The 17,959-nt window shown below is 40.9% G+C and carries 15 protein-coding genes and 1 pseudogene; 12 read left to right on the top strand and 4 right to left on the bottom strand.

Translation table 11 applies throughout. The features are described from left to right. Positions 1 to 34 precede the first annotated feature (34 nt). The gene (locus MTF66_RS07040; protein ID WP_248526875.1) at positions 35 to 1,885 is read right to left on the bottom strand and encodes a M2 family metallopeptidase; all 1,851 of its coding nucleotides are present in this window, start codon (positions 1,883 to 1,885) and stop codon (positions 35 to 37) included. Between the two features lie 168 nt (positions 1,886 to 2,053). Between MTF66_RS07040 and MTF66_RS07035 the strand changes: the two genes are divergently transcribed. Then, positions 2,054 to 4,333 (top strand): acyl-CoA dehydrogenase, encoded by a 2,280-nt coding sequence (locus MTF66_RS07035; protein WP_248526874.1) that lies wholly within the window; start codon positions 2,054 to 2,056, stop codon positions 4,331 to 4,333. A gap of 59 nt (positions 4,334 to 4,392) precedes the next feature. On the opposite strand, the gene MTF66_RS07030 is transcribed toward MTF66_RS07035, so the two are convergent. Next, complete coding sequence (locus tag MTF66_RS07030) at positions 4,393 to 6,762, bottom strand: EAL domain-containing protein (RefSeq protein WP_248526873.1); 2,370 nt, start codon at positions 6,760 to 6,762, stop codon at positions 4,393 to 4,395. Between the two features lie 191 nt (positions 6,763 to 6,953). Between MTF66_RS07030 and pyrC the strand changes: the two genes are divergently transcribed. From pyrC to MTF66_RS06980, 10 genes are all read left to right on the top strand, one after another. Continuing rightward, positions 6,954 to 8,000 (top strand): dihydroorotase, encoded by a 1,047-nt coding sequence (gene pyrC / locus MTF66_RS07025; RefSeq protein ID WP_248526872.1) that lies wholly within the window; start codon positions 6,954 to 6,956, stop codon positions 7,998 to 8,000. A gap of 340 nt (positions 8,001 to 8,340) precedes the next feature. Beyond that, positions 8,341 to 8,550: a cold-shock protein gene (locus MTF66_RS07020; RefSeq protein ID WP_036967526.1), complete on the top strand. Its 210-nt coding sequence runs from the start codon at positions 8,341 to 8,343 to the stop codon at positions 8,548 to 8,550. 435 nt (positions 8,551 to 8,985) lie between these two features. Beyond that, entirely contained in the window at positions 8,986 to 9,600 is a 615-nt protein-coding gene (locus tag MTF66_RS07015) for a response regulator transcription factor (protein WP_063705929.1), read from the top strand. Between the two features lie 474 nt (positions 9,601 to 10,074). Continuing rightward, positions 10,075 to 10,845, top strand: coding sequence for a DUF3450 domain-containing protein (locus MTF66_RS07010; RefSeq protein ID WP_058585250.1), 771 nt, complete (start codon positions 10,075 to 10,077; stop codon positions 10,843 to 10,845). A 6-nt stretch (positions 10,846 to 10,851) separates the two neighbouring features. After that, positions 10,852 to 12,216 carry a MotA/TolQ/ExbB proton channel family protein gene (locus MTF66_RS07005; protein ID WP_058585249.1) on the top strand — a complete coding sequence of 455 codons (1,365 nt, stop codon included), beginning with the start codon at positions 10,852 to 10,854 and terminating at the stop codon, positions 12,214 to 12,216. Then, complete coding sequence (locus MTF66_RS07000) at positions 12,216 to 12,740, top strand: MotA/TolQ/ExbB proton channel family protein (protein WP_058585248.1); 525 nt, start codon at positions 12,216 to 12,218, stop codon at positions 12,738 to 12,740. Before MTF66_RS07005 ends, MTF66_RS07000 begins: the two co-directional genes overlap by 1 nt. Before the next feature lie 14 nt (positions 12,741 to 12,754). Continuing rightward, on the top strand, positions 12,755 to 13,159 hold the full coding sequence (locus MTF66_RS06995) for a biopolymer transporter ExbD (RefSeq protein ID WP_058585247.1): 405 nt from the start codon (positions 12,755 to 12,757) through the stop codon (positions 13,157 to 13,159). Next, complete coding sequence (locus tag MTF66_RS06990; RefSeq protein ID WP_248526871.1) at positions 13,159 to 13,776, top strand: energy transducer TonB; 618 nt, start codon at positions 13,159 to 13,161, stop codon at positions 13,774 to 13,776. Before MTF66_RS06995 ends, MTF66_RS06990 begins: the two co-directional genes overlap by 1 nt. An 11-nt stretch (positions 13,777 to 13,787) precedes the next feature. After that, complete coding sequence (locus tag MTF66_RS06985; protein ID WP_058585245.1) at positions 13,788 to 15,047, top strand: tetratricopeptide repeat protein; 1,260 nt, start codon at positions 13,788 to 13,790, stop codon at positions 15,045 to 15,047. Positions 15,048 to 15,103: 56 nt separating this feature from the next. Then, a complete protein-coding gene (locus MTF66_RS06980; protein WP_248526870.1) occupies positions 15,104 to 16,108 on the top strand; it encodes a hypothetical protein in 1,005 nt (334 codons plus the stop codon). A gap of 14 nt (positions 16,109 to 16,122) precedes the next feature. Here the strand turns inward: MTF66_RS06980 and MTF66_RS06975 are convergent, their stop codons facing one another. Continuing rightward, entirely contained in the window at positions 16,123 to 16,458 is a 336-nt protein-coding gene (locus MTF66_RS06975; protein ID WP_248526869.1) for a TraR/DksA C4-type zinc finger protein, read from the bottom strand. Between the two features lie 51 nt (positions 16,459 to 16,509). Then, positions 16,510 to 17,487, bottom strand: coding sequence for a tRNA-dihydrouridine synthase (locus MTF66_RS06970; RefSeq protein ID WP_248526868.1), 978 nt, complete (start codon positions 17,485 to 17,487; stop codon positions 16,510 to 16,512). A 173-nt stretch (positions 17,488 to 17,660) separates the two neighbouring features. Here MTF66_RS06970 and MTF66_RS06965 point away from each other — a divergent pair. Next, a pseudogene (locus MTF66_RS06965) lies at positions 17,661 to 17,959 on the top strand (hypothetical protein); the annotation flags it as partial.

The following is a 17,959-nucleotide window of genomic DNA, read 5'->3' as shown; positions in this document are numbered from 1 at the left end:
AAGCCCGCATTATGCGGGCTTTTTCGTTTTTATATTACCAACCGCACTGGCGGCCTTCATTTTGCTCATCAAGGTATTTTTGTAACGGTGCAAAGTAATCTAAGATTGCTGTTGCATCCATTTCTTCTTTACCAGTGATCGTCGCAAGAGCTTCTTGCCATGGGCGGCTTGAGCCCATTTCTAACATTGCATTTAGTTTTTCACCCGCCTCAGTAGAGTTGTATACAGAACAACGGTGAATCGCTTCTTCGTTACCGGCAATTTCACATAAACTTCTGTGGAAGTCGAATTGTAAAATGTGCGCTAAGAAATAACGAGTGTAAGGCGTGTTGCCTGGTACGTGATACTTGGCGCCTGGATCAAAGTCTGCTTCGCTACGTGCGATAGGCGCTTGTACACCTTGGTATTTTTCACGTAATTCCCACCACGCTTTGTTGTAGTTCTCTGGTGTTACTTCACCTGAGAAAACTTTCCAACGCCATTGGTCTACTAATAAACCAAATGGAATAAATGCTACTTTGTCTAATGCCATTTTCATTAACAGGCCAATATCTTTAGATTCATCAGGCACTTCGTCTAATAAACCAATTTCTTTTAAATAACCCGGCGTTACAGAAAGAGCAATGGTGTCACCAATCGCTTCGTGGAAACCATCGTTCGCACTTTCTTGATAATAAATAGGCTGCGTGTTGTACGCGCGTTGATAGAAGTTATGACCTAACTCATGGTGAATAACAGAGAATTCTTCACCTGTGCGTTGAATACACATCTTAATACGTAGGTCGTCTTTGCTATCGATATTCCAAGCTGACGCATGGCACTGTACGTCACGATCTTGTGGTTTAGTGAATAGTGAGCGCTCATAGAAGGTATCTGGCAATGGCGCAAAACCCATTGAGGTGAAGAACTTCTCAGCGCCACGTACCATTTTAAGTTCGTTGTAATCGTGCTCAGCTAATAGTTCTGTTACGTCATAACCAGGATCGGCATTTTCTGGTGCAACAACATCGTAAATGTTACCCCACGTTTGTGCCCACATATTACCCAGTAGGTGTGCAGGGATAGGCTGGTCTTGTGGTACTTTATCTTCGCCATATTTTTCACCTAGCTTGGCACGAACATGACAATGTAATGAATCATAAAGCGGTTTAACTTGGCCCCAAATACGGTCGAGTTCTTTTGCAAAATCATCGGCTGGCATGTCGTATTTACTACGCCACATAGCACCTGTATCTGCATAACCTAGCTCTTTTGCACCTTCATTGGTGAGTGCAACTTGTTGCTCATAAAGCGGGCGCATAGGTTTTGAAACTTGACGCCAACCTTGCCATAAATCAAGCAATTCATTGTAATCACGGCTCGTTGCCATTTTGGCAGTCATGTCGCCAAGGCTTAAACAGCTACCATCTTCTTTACAGTATTTACCTTTGCCATAAATACCCCCTAGCTCAGCTACTAGCTGTGAGAGCTTAGCTGTTTTTTCAGCATCTTGTGGTGCAGGTAAGGTAAGCGCTAGTTTAAGTTTATCGAGTTTACGACGCGCATCGTAATCAAGCTCTAAACTATCGAATTTTGCAGCTTCATTAGCAAGGCGAACAACGGCTTCGGTCATCTTGCGATTTACTTCAGCAGATAGTTCAGCAGTATCATGGGTAATGAAGTTGGCATAAATCCACTCAGCACGGCTTGCTTCTAAATAAAGCGCGCTTAATTCTTTTTCAGTAGCGGCGATAAATTTATCGGCATCTTGTGCGGTTACTTGGCTTGTTTTGACTTCAGCAGTCGTTGTTTTATTGCTCGCAGCGTCATCATTACAGCCTGTAAGTGCAAGTGCACTTGTGACCATAAGCGCGCTGATGCTGAGCTTAAATGGAGTCTTTTTCATAACGTTCCCTAGAAGTTTATTGTTATTTATTGCCCATGCATAATAGCAGTGTCTTAGTAAACAACAAACTGCCTAGTTGAAAACAACCTAAGTAAGAGCTGCTTACGTTGTATTTATGGCACGATCAGTCATACTTGAAGCAGTTAAATAAAATAAAAGGATTGCTCAATGACGACCGTAATCATTCTGTTACTGGTTGCTGTGATTGTAATTTTTGCTGTGAAAGACATTCGCATCAATCTTGTCACACGACCTACGTTTAGTATGTTTAAAAAAGTTTTGCCGCCGTTATCGCAAACAGAACGTGACGCCATGGAAGCGGGTGATGTTTGGTGGGATGGGGAATTATTCAGTGGTAACCCAGATTGGCAAAAACTGCATCGTTTTCCTAAGCCTGAACTTAGCGAAAAAGAACGCGTATTTATGGGCGAGCAAGTCGAAACCTTGTTAGCCATGCTTGATGATTATCAAATTGTGCAAAAAGATAAAGACCTACCAAAAGAAGTGTGGGACTACTTAAAAAAAGAAGGTTTTTTTGCGTTAATCATTCCTGAAAAATTTGGTGGTCGCGAGTTTTCGGCGATTGCAAACTCAACCATCGTTTCGAAAATCGCCACTAAGAGCTTAACCGCAGCGGTCACAGTTATGGTGCCCAATAGCTTAGGTCCAGGTGAATTACTCCTTCATTATGGTACTACCGAGCAACAAGAGCGTTGGTTACCAAGCCTAGCTAAGGGGGATGATGTGCCTTGTTTTGCATTGACGGGCCCTGAGGCTGGGTCTGATGCAGGCAGTATTCCTGATACAGGGGTGGTTTGTAAGGGTATGCATAACGGTGAAGAAGTGATTGGTTTAAAGCTTAACTGGTCAAAACGTTATATCACCCTTGCGCCAATTGCCACAGTGCTGGGTCTTGCATTTAAAATGTACGATCCTGAGGGCTTATTAGGTGATAAAAAAGAGCTTGGCATTACATGTGCGCTTATTCCAACTGATCACGAAGGTGTACAAACAGGTGAGCGTCATTACCCTTTAAACATGGCATTTATGAATGGCACAACATACGGTAAAGATGTGTTTATTCCACTTGATTGGATCATCGGTGGCGAAAAGGGCGCTGGTCGAGGCTGGCGCATGTTAGTTGAATGTTTAAGTGCAGGTCGAGGTATTTCGTTACCGGCACTTAGTACAGCAACTGGCCATTTGGCTTCAAGAATGACATCAGCCTATGCAACCGTACGCCAACAATTTGGTGTGTCGATTGGCCAATTTGAGGGTGTCCAAGAGGCATTGGCACGTATTGGTGGATTAACTTACACCTTAGAATCAGCAAGGCTAATGACTGCAGGAGCGATTGACTTAAAATTGAGCCCGTCTGTGGTTACCGCTATAGCTAAGTACCATATGACTGAAATGGGCCGTACAGTAATGAATGACGCTATGGACATTCATTCTGGTAAAGGTATTCAAGTTGGTCCGAATAACTATTTAGCCCATGGCTATATGGGGATCCCGGTATCGATTACCGTTGAAGGTGCAAATATTCTTACTCGTAATTTGATGATCTTTGGTCAAGGTGCAACTCGTTGTCATCCGTTTGTTTTAAAAGAAATGGAAGCAGCAGCAATGGAAGACCATGATGTTGCCTTAAAAGAATTTGACTCATTACTACTGCAACATATTTTATTTGCAGGTAGTAATGCTGGTATGGCATTTGTGCACGGTTTAACACGCAGTTACTTCGCTAAAGCCCCTGTATGTGGCGCAACTACTGTTTACTACAAACAGTTAAGCCGCATGAGTCGTGGTTTAGCATTTTGTACTGATGTTGCGATGCTAGTATTAGGTGGTGAGTTAAAACGCAAAGAGATGATTTCGGCACGTTTAGGTGATGTGCTTAGCCATTTGTATCTTGCTTCATGTGTATTGAAACGCTACGAAGATGAAGGGCGTCAGCAAGCTGACCTACCATTTGTGCAATATGCCGTTGAGCATTCGTTATTCTGCATTGGTCAGGCATTTGACGGCTTCTTTAAAAACTTCTCTAATCCTGTGGTTAATTTTTTACTAAAACGTATTGTGTTCCCACTAGGTAATCACTACCACCGTCCAAGTGATGAGTTGGCCCAAACAATGTGTGAGCACATGAGCAAACCAGGGGTCTTTAGAGACAGATTAACCCACCTTTGTTATGTCGATGAAAATGCAGGGACTGGTGTCATGGAAAATGCCTTTTTAGCCATGATTGATACCCATGAAGACTTTAAGCAGCTTCGTAAATGGCAAAAAGAAGGCACTATTGCCAAAAATCTTGAACTTGAGGGCGCAATTGCCGCAGCAGCAGAGAAAAACTTAATTAATGAAGCGGTAGCAGAGCGCATGAATCAAGCCAATGAGCTACGGAAAAAAGCGATAGCCGTTGATAACTTTGCACCCGGCGAGCTGTAACTTTTTGTAAAGTATAAACAAACTAAGCCTTGCATTTGCAAGGCTTTTTTATATTAGCATTATAGGCCGTGAGTAATGACTTTTTCTGCTTCGCTGGCTGGCATGGGTTTCGCTTTTAAGAAGCCTTGACCAAACTTACATTGAGTTTGTTTTAAGATTGCCAATTGTTTTTCTGTTTCAATCCCTTCAGCAACGACATCAAGTTTTAACGATTGTGCTAATGATAAAATGGCATCAACTAAGGGGTTATGCGCTTTGTTTAAATGGTCAATGAAACTTTTATCAATTTTCATTATGTGAATCGGTAATTGATGTAAATAACCAAGCGCTGAGTAGCCAGTACCAAAATCATCTAAACACAGTTTTACTTCAAGAGGCTCAAGGCCTTTTATAATTTTTGTAGCCAGCTCTAAATTACCAATAAGGCCAGATTCTGTGATCTCTAAGCATAGTGAGCCAAGTGGCAATTTATATTGTTTGTATAAGGAGTGTATTTGAGCTACAAAATCGAGGCTCGCAAAATGACGCGATGAAACATTCACAGTAATGCGGCCAAATGCTTTTCCTTCACTTGTCCACTTTGCGATTTGCTTTGCAGCAAGCTCAAGCAAATGTAAGTCTAGATTAATAATCTGGCCGGTGTCTTCTGCAACGGGAATAAAATCATTTGGCGAGACAAAGCCTTTACTTGGGTGGTGCCAACGCACAAGCGCCTCAAAGCCAACAACCTGTGCATCTTGAATGGTAAAAATTGGCTGGTAGTAGAGCTCAAAATCGTCATGCTCAATACCATGTTGTAAATCATTTTCTATATCCGCATGATTTTTAAGTTTTTTACGCATGGTATTGTTGAAAAACTTAACTTTGCCACGACCGGACGACTTTGCCTCGTACATTGCAGCATCAGCATGCTGTAGTAGTTTATAAGCTTTATCGTTACTACTCTCACAAAACGCAACACCGATACTGGTAGATGCTTGTAAAAGGTGGCCGTCAATATTGAGAGGTTCAGCGAGAACCTGTTGAATGCGCACTAGGGCGTCATTAATTTGTTGTTTATCAGTGATGTTTTCCATAAGAATAGCAAACTCATCACCCCCTAAACGGGCAAAGGTATCGGTATTGCGGATTGTACCTAAGATCAACTCACAGATTTTTACCAAAAAGTGGTCGCCAACCTCGTGACCTAATGAGTCATTGATACTCTTAAAGCGGTCAAAATCTAGGTAGAGCAGGGCATGTTGATTGTGCTTATCAGCTCTTGCAAGGCGAAGGATTGCATGTTTAATACGCTCAATTAATAACGAGCGATTAGCAAGGCCAGTTAATTCGTCGTGAAGAGCGCGGTGCTCAAGCTCTTGTCTTGATAATTGACGGTCTATTGCCATACTAATTTGGCGGCTTACATATGTTAGTAAGGCGCGGTCATGCTCGTTGTAATGATAACTTTTACTGTAACTTTGTACGGCGATAACACCGCTTATACGCTCATTTACTTTAAATGGCACACCAAGCCAAGACTCGGCCTGGCGACCAACCATTTTAAAATGACCCGCATCAATGTGCTGTTGAAATTCTTCTTTCGTAAAAAGTAAGGATTGGTCGATATTTAATAAGTAATAAGATGCAGTATCTTTTAATTGTTCTTTTGATATTTTTTTATGAGCGTTAGAACGCACGCCTTCTTCGATAATGTACACCAAATCAAGCACATCGAGCTGCTTATCATACAGGCCAATGAAGAAGTTATCTGCTCTAAGTAAAGAGGTGATAATACTGTGTAAAGATTCAAAGAAACTATCTAGCTCGCTCGATTGATAGGTTAGATTGGCTATTTGCAGCATAGAGCGTTCTAGTTTTTGTGCATCGTTTAACTGCATCACAGTTTGCTGTAAGTCTTCTACGGTGCGAACCTGATTTATCTTGGCGCTTAATAGATGTGCCACAGTTGATAAAATCTCTAAATGGGCGTCGTTGTAGTAATCTTTTTGCGGATGCTCACAGTCAATAACACCCAGTACTTTTTCTTTATAAACTAATGGTACGCAAAGCTCAGAAAGAGCAGGGCGAGAATCTGCTATGTAACGCGGATCTTCACTGACATCGCCAATCATTAACGGTTTACCAGTGCTAGCGACATATCCAGTAATACCTTGATCAAAGCTGATTTCTGTACGATCGATATGGTAAGTATCGTGGCTGCTTGCTGTGCCAATAGACGCCATTTCTTTGAGGATGCGAGTTTTATCATCGGCTAGATAAATAACACACTCTATAAAACCTAGGCGGCTTACCACTTCTGACGTGACATACTCTAACAATTCTTCAACTGTGTCTAATTGCATCACAGATGATGAGAACTGATTAATAATATGTAGTTGGTCTGTTTTGACCTCAAGTGCAAAAGCAGCGTCTAAACTCTTAGGCATAGAATAAAAGGTAACCGAAATGTTGTATTAATTTATTACGTTAACCTACTATCAAACTATCCACAAAGTTATTTTCAAAAAAAACTGGAACTGGTGTAAACTAGGCACCTGAATATGAACTTGGGTAAATAAGCGAGGTTATTTGCTCAATGTTTACGCTATCCCCCTAACTTTAGCCGTGGAAACAAGCAATGTCAGATTTAAATTCGATGCAAACTCTAACAATTACACGCCCTGATGATTGGCACATTCATTTACGTGATGGCGAGCAACTCGTTGATACCGTTCGTGATGCTAGCCGTTACATGGGTCGCGCGATCATCATGCCGAACCTTGTTCCACCGGCAACCTGCACAGACACTGCGTTATCTTACTACGAGCGAATTAAAGCTGCGGGCCCACAAGGTAACTTTGAACCATTAATGGTGCTTTACCTTACAGACAAAACTACACCAGAAGAAATCAAAAAAGCTAAAGCAACAGGTAAAATTGTTGCTGCTAAGCTGTACCCAGCTGGTGCGACTACTAACTCAGATTCGGGTGTAACCTCAATCAAAAACATTTACCCTGTACTTGAGGCAATGCAAGAAGTAGGTATGTTGCTGCTAGTGCATGGTGAAGTAACCGATTCATCAATTGATATTTTTGACCGTGAGAAGGAATTCCTAGAAACAATTCTAGCGGACGTGGTAAATGACTTCCCGAGTCTTAAAATTGTGCTTGAGCACATCACGACGAAAGATGCAGTAGAGTTTGTTAATAATGCACCAGAAAATGTTGCTGCAACGATTACTGCTCATCACCTTCTTTATAACCGTAATCATATGCTAGCAGGTGGTATTCGCCCGCATTATTACTGCTTACCTATTTTAAAGCGCAACATTCACCAGCAAGCCCTAATTGGTGCTGCAACAAGTGGTAGCAAAAAGTTCTTCTTAGGTACTGATTCTGCACCACATTACAAAGACAAAAAAGAAGCAGCCTGTGGTTGTGCAGGGGCTTATACTGCTCACGCAGCTATTGAGCTTTATGCTGAAGCGTTTGAAGAAGCAGGTGCTTTAGACAAGCTAGAAGGTTTCGCGAGCCACTTTGGCCCTGACTTTTACGGTATGCCTCGAAACCAAGATACCATTACATTGGTAAAAGAGAGCTGGACAGTGCCAGCAAGCTATAAACTAGGCGATTCAGAAGTAGTGCCAATCAAAGCAGAGGCGCAAATGGATTGGCAAGTTAAGTAAGTTTTAGCAAGCTATAAATTGAGAATTAAAAGCCCATCTATTTGATGGGCTTTTTTCATTGATAATTAATTGTTTATAAATAGTACTGTCATATATTTTTGTTTAGGCAGTTGACCTTAAAATTATTTTCGATTAATAGAGCTAAAAGCAATTTAATGTGTTAGTCTTAAATTGCTTTGAGTTTTTGCGTATTGAATTTACGGATAATGTGCGGCTGTACGGTTACCGGTTTGGTTATTGGTTCTTCCTGTACTTTACCCCAAGTTTTTTGGGCATTCACTCAGGGAGGATAGAGCCATTATGGCTGAATTTTAATAATTGACTTACAGGAAAATTTGGTATGTCAAACACGGTTACTGGTAAAGTTAAGTTCTTCAACGAAGCTAAAGGCTTCGGTTTCATTGAACAAGAAAATGGCCCTGATGTATTTGTACACTTCAGCGCTATCACAGGTACAGGCTTCCGCACTCTAAGCGAAGGTCAGCAAGTATCTTTCGGCATCAAACAAGGTCAAAAAGGCCCTGAAGCTGAGAACGTAGAAGTAGCATAATTAATTATGCGAACCTAAGCATTTTGGTGAAACAGTTTCTGTTTCACCAAAAATTCATTTTTATCTCCTGCCAAACCCCAAGTTTTAATTCTCTATAAATAGTCATAAACTGTACCGAAATTATATTCCTCCAAAGGCATTGTTTAAGACTAAATTAATCAGCCAATAAGCTAGAACTTCGCATTCTATGCCCTAAAAGCTACTCTCCATAACTAAAGTATTATATGCTGTACCGATAGGATTTATTTAACATGACATCACCCGTTATGTTTAGTTTGTAGTTTTGATCGAACTCGAAAGTGAGCAGCTAAAAAAGTTTATAGTTATTTTTCACCAATCTAGAAATAACCCGCTAAACTTAAATTATCCACATGTGGAATAAATGCTGAGTAACTTATACTTGTTTGATGAAATATAATGAAGGTTTGCTAATCGATGAGCATAGGAAACAATATACTTTTGGTAGACGACCACCCGATGGTGGCAACAGCAATTAAAATGGTACTCGCTAAGTCTACACTAGTTAATGAAGTACAAGCTGTTGGAAGTCAAAAGGAAGCATTGCAGTTTTTAAAAAGTAATAATGTAGCGTTGGCAATTTTAGACATTGAGTTAGAAGACTCAGATGGCTTTAGTTTATATAAGCGCGCAGTCAGTAGTGGGTTTACTGGCAAAGTATTGTTTTTATCTGCTAAGCAAGACAAGCACATTATTCGCACTGCAGCAAAGCTAGGTGCTCAAGGATTTGTTAACAAGGCCGAAAGCCTTGAAGATATCTCCTCTGCAGTTGAAATGATTTTGCGTGGCTATACTTTCTTTCCACAAGAGCACCTAATAGCGTCTGAAAAAGACATAGACGAGTTACTCACTGAACGTGAACTCGCAGTGATGAATTATCTACTACAAGGCTTATCAAACAAAGATATTGGTGAAAAACTTTTCATCAGTAATAAAACGGTAAGTACATACAAAGCGAAAATATTTGAAAAACTTGAAGTTGATTCAATTATTTCACTCGCTAAGCTAGTTAAAGACCGCGCCGTATTTTAACTCTCTCACCCGTAGCGGTGAGAGATTTCAACTCTCTCATTCTTGTGTTTAGTGTCTGATTTGGCTGCTTATTGAGCGGTTAGATGTAGTGAGTGCATAAAAATTCTTCAAAACAGATTTTTTAGATGAACAAAGTGAATTTTTTTTTCATTTTTCTTCAGCGTTTTCAGATTTCATAAAATGTTACATTTATGTTTAAGGTTGAACCGCACATGAATGCAATGTTTGCCAGTAAAGGGCTATAGAAGTGTATCTTTAATATCTCTGTTATATTTTTGTTAATTTGTTGTTTTGGCTATTTTCATGGCAACGACGAGTCACCAAATTTTTCCGATGAAAGCCGAACATCAAGTTGACAGACTCTGATGCATTTAGCATTATTGGAAAGTTGATATCTATTAAAAGATATCAGGGTTGTCCTCTTAGGAGGGTAATTAAATTATAAAAGTAACATTACTTAATTGGTTGGGAACTATGTCTGTTAAAATCAGAAAGAGTCTTGTAGCATCAGCGTTGGTTGGCGCTTTTGCATTTGCAAGCAGCAATGTGATTGCAGATCCTTTGAAAGATGTGCAAAATGCAGGTCAACAAATTCAAAAGGCTGCTGTTAAGTCTCAAACTAAAATTGACAATGTATATGGTCAAACTCAAGAGCTAATCGCTGAGTACCGTAGCATTGTTGACGAAACTGAGCTAATGAAGGTTTATAACGATCACGTAGCACGTTTGGTCGCTGACCAAAACGCTTCAATCGAATCGTTTGACCGTCAAATCGCAACTATCGATAACACGAAACAAAACGTTGTGCCTTTGATGTATCGCATGATCGATACGCTTGAGCAATTCATCAAAGCGGACGTTCCGTTCAATCTAGAGACTCGTCTTGGACGTGTTGAAAGACTTCGTGACATCATGGCGTCAGCTTCAGTTACTACATCTGAAAAATTCCGCCAAGTTCTAGAAGCATATACTGTAGAAGCAGCATACAGCTCAGCTGTAACAGCTTCTCAAGGTACTCTTGAAATTGATGGCAAGAGCATCAACGTTGACTTCGGTCGTTTAGGTCGTATCACTTACGTAGCTCAGTCATTTGACCTTAAGCACGCGTGGGTTTGGGATAACAACACTAAACAGTGGAAAGAATTAGGTGAAGAATACCTAAAACCTGTTAAAGAAGTTATTCGTATGGCACGTAAACAAGCGACATTAGAACTTGTTAAACTACCAATTTTTGGCGCGGAGTAATCAATAATGAAGAAACTATTTAAAGGTTTTGCTGTTGCAGCAGTACTATCTGTTTCTGCAGGTACCGCGCTTAATGCACATGCAAATACTGGTGCTTTAGACAAAATTCTTGAGCAAGTTAAGCAAGAACGTATCTCTGAAGGTAAATTAAACAAGCAACGTGAACAAGAGTTCCTTTCAGCTCGTGCTGACAAGCAAGCGTTACTTAACAAAGCAAAAAGTGACCTAGCTGCTGAAAAAGCACGTGGTGACCGTTTATCTAAAGAGTATGCGCAAAACGAAAATACTCTAGCAGAAAAAGAGCAAGAGCTTCTTAATGCACAAGGTACATTAGGCGAAATGTTCGGTGTTGTTCGTCGTTCTGCAGCTGATGCAATCGGTACTATCGAAGCATCACTAGTATCTGCTGAAAAGCCTGGACGTGCTGAAGTACTTCGTTCACTGGCTGCTGCAAAAGAGCTTCCAACTGTTCGTGAATTAGAAGAGCTTTGGATTGCACTTCAAACAGAAATGACAGAGTCAGCTAAAGTTTCAACTTTCGAAACTGAAGTTGCAGGTCTTGACGGTTCATCTTCTGTGAAGAAAGTAACTCGTATCGGTAACTTCAACTTAGTTACTGACGACGGTTATTTAATCTACTCTCCAGAAACTAAAGCGATTCAACCATTAGGTAAACAACCTGATAGCTACATCCTTTCTGGTATCAGTGATTTACAAAACACTTCTGCAGATAACTACACAGGCGTATTTATCGACCCGACTCGTGGCGCAATCTTACGTATCAACACGCAGAAAAAATCACTAATGGAATACTACGAGCAAGGTGCTGAAGTAGGTTACATCATCACGCTATTACTAGCTGTTGGTTTACTAATCTTCATCGTTCGCTTTATTGATCTTGCGCTTACTAGCACTAAGATTAAGAGCCAGCTTAAGAACCTTTCTACTCCGAATACAAACAACCCACTGGGTCGTATTCTTAAGGTTTACGCTGACAACAAGAATCAAGACGTTGAAAACCTTGAGCTTAAACTTGACGAAGCAATTCTACGTGAAACGCCTCGCATCGAAGCTGGTATCAACATCATCAAGATCTTGGCAGCAATCGCTCCATTACTAGGTCTACTAGGTACGGTAATCGGTATGATCCTTACGTTCCAAACAATCACATTGTTCGGTACAGGTGATCCGAAGATCATGGCTGGTAATATCTCTCTAGCACTTGTTACTACAGCGTTAGGTCTAATTGCAGCTCTACCACTTATCCTACTTCACTCAATTGTTGCAGGTCGTAGTAAGTCGGTTTTACATGTCCTTGATGAGCAAAGCGCAGGTATCATTGCTGCTCACGCGGAGAAGGAGAAAGCCTAATGCTAGTCCTGATGGAGATCTGGGAATCTATCAGGGATTTTGTTGGCACAGGCGGCCAGGTATTATACGTGGTCGCGATAGCACTCTTTCTTATGTGGGTTTTAATGATTGAGCGCTATTGGTTCCTACTAGCTGAGTTTCCTCGTATGACGAAGAACATCGTAGCTAAGTGGGATGCCCGCCAAGACACTACGTCTTGGTACGCACACAGAATCCGTGAAGCATGGATTTCTGAAGCGTCTGAAAAATTAGATCAGCGTATGTTGTTGATTAAGACATTAGTAGCTGTTTGTCCTTTAATCGGCTTATTAGGTACTGTAACGGGTATGATCGCGGTTTTCGAAACCATGGCTACTCAAGGTACTGGTAACGCACGTTTAATGGCATCAGGTATTTCAATGGCAACAATCCCAACAATGGCTGGAATGGTTGCGGCACTATCTGGAGTATTCTTTAGCTCACGTTTAGAAGCGAGAGCGAGAATGGCGAAAGCTAAACTTGTAGATAGCATGCCTCATCACTAGAGAGAGAATTAAATATGGCACGTAAACAACGTTTTCGTGAAGAAGAAGAAGCAGCGGTTGACATGACGCCAATGCTTGACATCGTATTTATCATGCTTATTTTCTTTATCGTAACTACATCGTTCGTTAAAGAGGCTGGTATCGAAGTCAATAAACCTAAAGCGGCCCAAGCTACGAAGCAAAAAAATGCAAACATTTTTGTTGCTATCCGTGCTGATGGTGCAATCTGGATTGATAAACAACAAGTTGATGTTGAACGTGTTTCAGCAAAAATCGAAAGTTTATTAGCAGAACAACCTACTGAAGTTGTAATTTTGCAAGCTGATAAAGAAGCAAAACACGGCGTAGTGGTTAAAGTTATGGACCAGATTAAAGCAACGGGTGATAACCTAAGAATTTCAATAGCTGGAGATCAGTAATGATTCGTTTTCTGTTTTCACTGATTGCAGGTGGGGCAGTTACTTTCGGCTTGTTCTACTTCATGGCGTACCTCATCTCCGGTGGAGCTGACCGTGCGACTGAACAAAAAGAACAGATTGTAGTCGAAATTATGACGAATCCGCCTGAATCTAAGGTGCAGGAGAGGAAGCGTGTTCCGCCTCCGCCTCCGCCACCGCCAAAGCAGCCGCCTAAACCGCAGCCGCCTCAGCCGGAGAACAGCAACCCAAACACTGGTGGTTTGTCATTTAATATGCCAAGCATCGATGTGGGTAGCACAGCCGGTGGCTTAAGTGGTCCAGGTGCATTTGGACGTGATGGTGATGCTACACCTATCGTTCGTATTGAACCAAAATACCCTACGCAAGCAGCGCGTGACGGTAAAGAAGGTTGGGTACAACTTTCATTTACTATCAATGAAGTAGGTGGTGTAGAAGATGTTAAAGTGATCGATGCAGATCCTAAACGTATCTTCGACCGCGAAGCTAAACGTGCGCTACGTAAGTGGAAGTACCGTCCAAAAGTAATTGACGGTAAACCACAAAAGCAATTTGGTCTTCAAGTACAACTAGACTTTAAACTTAACCAAGGTAACTAAGGAGGCGAGTAATGAGAAATTTATCTAAAGTAACTGCACTTGCGCTTCTTATGTCTCTATCAGGTGTAGCTTTTACTGCACCTGCTTTAGCGGCGCCAGATTACGCGAAGATTGAAGCGCGTAAAAAAGCAAAAACTAAAGTAATGGGCGAGCGCGTTGGTAAGAAAGTTATTAAAGCGTTTGACTTGTACAATGAAGATAAGCTTGACGAAGCGATTGCACTACTTAAAGAAATTGATCCTTCGGATGAATTCGATAAGGCCACAGTCGATCGTTACTTAGGTCAAATGTACGCTCAAAAAGAGCAGTACCAATTGGCAATTAAGCACATCTCAGCGGCAGTTAAGCCTGACGTTTTAAACTTTGCTGACCAAGAGCAAGGCCTAAAACTTCTAGGTGATATGTACGCGGGTACTGAGCAATATGCAAAAGCAAAAGAAGCTTATGCAGCTTGGATGGACTTCACAGGTGAGGAAGACGACAAAGTTTATACACGTATTGCGCAAGCAAACTACGAGTTAAAACTTTACAAAGACGTACTTCCTGCTGCAGACAAAGCAATCGAATTGGCAAAAGAACCTGCTAAAGCTTCTTACCAATTAAAGCTAGCTGCCTATTTTGAACTTAAACAGTATCAAAACATGGTAGAAGTAGCTGAAGAAATTGTTCGTGTTTGGCCTGAAGACAAAAAAGCCTGGGTTGGTTTAGGTAAATATTACCTACAAACCGAAGACTTCAAAAAAGGTCTAGCGACCATGGAAGTTGCCTACAAAAATGGCTTTTTTGAAAACGAAGTTGAATACAAAGTACTTTCTAACTTCTATTCGTTAAATGATATTCCTTACAAAGCAGCAGTCGTGCTTGAAAAGGCAATCAACGAAGAAAAAGTTAAGCGTAACAAGCAAAATATCAGTGCAGTGGCATCTAACTACCACCGCTCAAAAGATATTGAAAAAGCAGCTAAATACTATGAAGAAGCGGCTAAATTTGATGACGATGCAGAGCTTTATCGCAAAGCTGGTTCATTACTTTTACAATCGCAAAACTATAGTGCAGCCGTTGTTCGTTTGAACAAGGCATTAGAGTTAGGTTCTGACAAAAAAGGAACTATCTACTCTGATTTAGCTGAAGCTTACTACTACCAAGAGAAGTACAAGCAAGCTTACAACGCTATCACTAAAGCAATGGATGATCCGCGCACGCGTCGTTTCGCGAAGAGCTGGTCAACCTTCATCAAAGATAAAGCCGCTCGTAACGGTGTAAAAATCTAATTGATGTTGTTTTAAATTAAAAAGCCCCTCTGGGGCTTTTTTTATGGAATTTTAAAATGCTAAGACAGATCGTATTATTAGTTGTCGCAAGTGTGATGCTGATTGCTTGCTCTGAGCAAACATCAGGTTTCAAAACATTTAGTGAAGGGCAGCAAGCGCTGCAAACTATTAATAATTTATTATCGACTCAAGAACAGCAAAGTGAAGCTGCTAGCTGGCCTTTCTCAGAAAGTTATTTGCAAGCGCGTCATCAAGCCTATCAAGGACTAAAAGCGACTCAGTTAGGTGTGTCACAACAGGCGCAATTAAATTATTTAATTATTGCAGAGCGTTATCCTGAGCGTTACTTTGTATGGCCTGTACAACGTGATGTTATTAGCCAAGCTCGTTCATTAGATGACTACTCAGAAAATGCATTAGCTAACTGGCTAGAGTTAGTTGAAACACAGTTAATTGCAGCTGAGCAAAGCAATCTGAAATTAAATAAAATCGAATTAACGCTTTTACATAATATGGTCAAATCGCACCTTGATAATAGCGATGACAGTGTACAAGCAGCACTAAACAAACTTAATCAATATTTAACTCAGTATAAACCGCGTACAAAACTTGGTTTAGTTGGTTTGGCAAACGGTAAAGATTGGTATCAAAGTAAACTTAATTACTTTAGTGGTGAAACTAAGCCACCTTTAAATTGGTTAAGTGAGATACAGGCTTCGTTAAAGCAATCGCAGAGAGCAGATTTTGTCTTACCTGTATCAGACTCTCACGCTAAACCATTAGTAATGAATTATTTTGTAGAAAGTCATCAGCACACAGGCCTTGATTGGCAGCTTGATTATCTCGACCCGCTCAAAAGTAAGCGTAAATTAACACAAGGCGAGCAATACTTCTGGCAAGTTATGATGGAAACTGACTTAGGTATTCATTATCACACGTGGAGTGAACAACAAGCACGTGTTAGCTTGATGAAGCGTTTAGGTGTAGATCAGCAGCAAGCTGATTGGTTAATTGAGGATATCGTGCTTTATCCTGCGATGAGCTTTATTTTTATAAATTAGTACAGCGCTGCGCTCTATGGAGCGCAACGTCGACAGCGTTGGCTTGCAGGATCTGCAAGTAAACGTTCGTCATCAATTTTTTCTTCACAATCACAGCAATAGCCATACTGCCCAATATCGATTTGGCATAGTGCTGCTTCTAACTTTTCTATTCGAGCAATCAATATTTGATACTCAGAACCGAGATTATTTGCTGTCATCTCTAACCAGTCTGAAGGGGGATTATCCTTGAGTTGCGATAGCAGTTGCTGATGATAGGCTTGATCAGAATTAGCCAGCATATCGAGTAAACGTTGTCTAACCTGCGCAAGTTCTGCAGATAACTTTGTTTGAATTTCAGTATTGTTCATCGCTTTTCTTCCAAGTGGGCAATACTGGTATTATCAAACAAAATCTATTTGCTAATTATGATTTGTATCAATACTCGGCGCTTTCGCGTACTTTCTTAGTACATCTGCTACTTCGTCTTTGGCTTTTAGACGGCGGATCTCATCAAAAAGTGCGTTAGCTTGTGGATATTGGCGTTTTAAATAGCCGAGCCACTGCTTAGTACGAGAAGCAAAATACTTTTCACATTTGCTCTCGTCTTGATGCATAGATGAATGAATAATGTGGTATATCACATGCTCCCATAACATCGGAGTGTAATGCTCGTTTTCTGCATGAGATTTTATTTGTTTTGCTAAATCAGGCATCGCTAATGCACCACGACCAAGCATTAGGTCTTGGCAATGACTGCGCTTTTGACAAAGCATGGCATCTTCAACTTGCCAAATTTCACCGTTAGCAACGACCAAAATATTTTTATCTTTGATCAACGGCGGGATTTTCTCCCAGTATGCCGGTGGGTTGTAACCATCTCTTTTAGTTCTGGCATGAATAGCAAGACTTGAAGCACCCGCGCTAACAACAGCATCAACAATTTCTTGGCTATTACTATCATCATCAAAACCAAGCCTAATTTTGGCACTAACTTCATGGCAAGGGTCAACAGCATCACGTACGGCTTTAATAATTTCGTACATGTGTTCAGGGTCTTTTAACAGTACCGCACCACCTTTACTTTTGTTCACTGTTTTTGCTGGGCAACCAAAATTTAAGTCGATGCCATGGGAGCCTAGGCGTATTGCTTTGACGGCATTTGCTGCCAAAGCATCGCCAACTTGACCTAGCAACTGAATACGCACTGGCGTACCTGCACGAGTATAGCCACCTGTTTTTAGCTCAGGACAATAGCGATGAAACACGCGTTCGGGCAGTGTGTCTTCAACGACACGAACAAACTCTGTTACGCATAAATCAAATCCACCTAAATCAGTTAGGAGTTGTCGCATTTTAAAATCCACAACGCCTTCCATCGGTGCTAAAACTAGTCGCATGATACCTGTTAACTCATCAAAAATTAGGACGCGTATTCTAGCTGTTCTGGATTGTTTTATAAATCGTAATTTGCATTCTTGGTAGTTTCAGAAAATAATTATAAAAATTTTGAAAGTAATTTTTAGTTCTCGGGTCTTGTTTAATAACCCTTTATAAAAAAGAGAGTCATCGAATGAACACAGTTAAGAAAAATTCAATTGCATTAACATTAGGTGCGGTTGTAGTAGGTGCGTCAAGTTTTGCAGCCACTGATGCTAGTGCAAACCCATTTGAATTTCAGCAAATGCAAGCAGGCTATCAACTAGATGCCGCAGAAGGTAAATGTGGTGAAGGTAAATGCGGCGGCGATAAAAAAGCCGAAAAAGAAGGCAAATGTGGCGAAGGTAAATGCGGCGCAGACAAAAAAGCAGCTAAAGAAGGCAAGTGCGGCGAAGGTAAATGTGGCGCAGACAAAAAAGCAGCTAAAGAAGG

It is taken from the genome of Pseudoalteromonas sp. 2CM39R (genome assembly GCF_023161845.1).
This window is presented reverse-complemented; position numbering and strand designations above follow the sequence as displayed.

Excerpts from the sequence above, each read along its gene's own strand:
- MTF66_RS07040 (WP_248526875.1), bottom strand. The coding sequence starts at position 1,885 with ATGAAAAAGACTCCATTTAAGCTCAGCATCAGCGCGCTTATGGTCACA.
- MTF66_RS07035 (WP_248526874.1), top strand. The coding sequence starts at position 2,054 with ATGACGACCGTAATCATTCTGTTACTGGTTGCTGTGATTGTAATTTTT.
- MTF66_RS07030 (WP_248526873.1), bottom strand. The coding sequence starts at position 6,762 with ATGCCTAAGAGTTTAGACGCTGCTTTTGCACTTGAGGTCAAAACAGAC.
- pyrC (WP_248526872.1), top strand. The coding sequence starts at position 6,954 with ATGTCAGATTTAAATTCGATGCAAACTCTAACAATTACACGCCCTGAT.
- MTF66_RS07020 (WP_036967526.1), top strand. The coding sequence starts at position 8,341 with ATGTCAAACACGGTTACTGGTAAAGTTAAGTTCTTCAACGAAGCTAAA.
- MTF66_RS07015 (WP_063705929.1), top strand. The coding sequence starts at position 8,986 with ATGAGCATAGGAAACAATATACTTTTGGTAGACGACCACCCGATGGTG.
- MTF66_RS07010 (WP_058585250.1), top strand. The coding sequence starts at position 10,075 with ATGTCTGTTAAAATCAGAAAGAGTCTTGTAGCATCAGCGTTGGTTGGC.
- MTF66_RS07005 (WP_058585249.1), top strand. The coding sequence starts at position 10,852 with ATGAAGAAACTATTTAAAGGTTTTGCTGTTGCAGCAGTACTATCTGTT.
- MTF66_RS07000 (WP_058585248.1), top strand. The coding sequence starts at position 12,216 with ATGCTAGTCCTGATGGAGATCTGGGAATCTATCAGGGATTTTGTTGGC.
- MTF66_RS06995 (WP_058585247.1), top strand. The coding sequence starts at position 12,755 with ATGGCACGTAAACAACGTTTTCGTGAAGAAGAAGAAGCAGCGGTTGAC.
- MTF66_RS06990 (WP_248526871.1), top strand. The coding sequence starts at position 13,159 with ATGATTCGTTTTCTGTTTTCACTGATTGCAGGTGGGGCAGTTACTTTC.
- MTF66_RS06985 (WP_058585245.1), top strand. The coding sequence starts at position 13,788 with ATGAGAAATTTATCTAAAGTAACTGCACTTGCGCTTCTTATGTCTCTA.
- MTF66_RS06980 (WP_248526870.1), top strand. The coding sequence starts at position 15,104 with ATGCTAAGACAGATCGTATTATTAGTTGTCGCAAGTGTGATGCTGATT.
- MTF66_RS06975 (WP_248526869.1), bottom strand. The coding sequence starts at position 16,458 with ATGAACAATACTGAAATTCAAACAAAGTTATCTGCAGAACTTGCGCAG.
- MTF66_RS06970 (WP_248526868.1), bottom strand. The coding sequence starts at position 17,487 with ATGCGACTAGTTTTAGCACCGATGGAAGGCGTTGTGGATTTTAAAATG.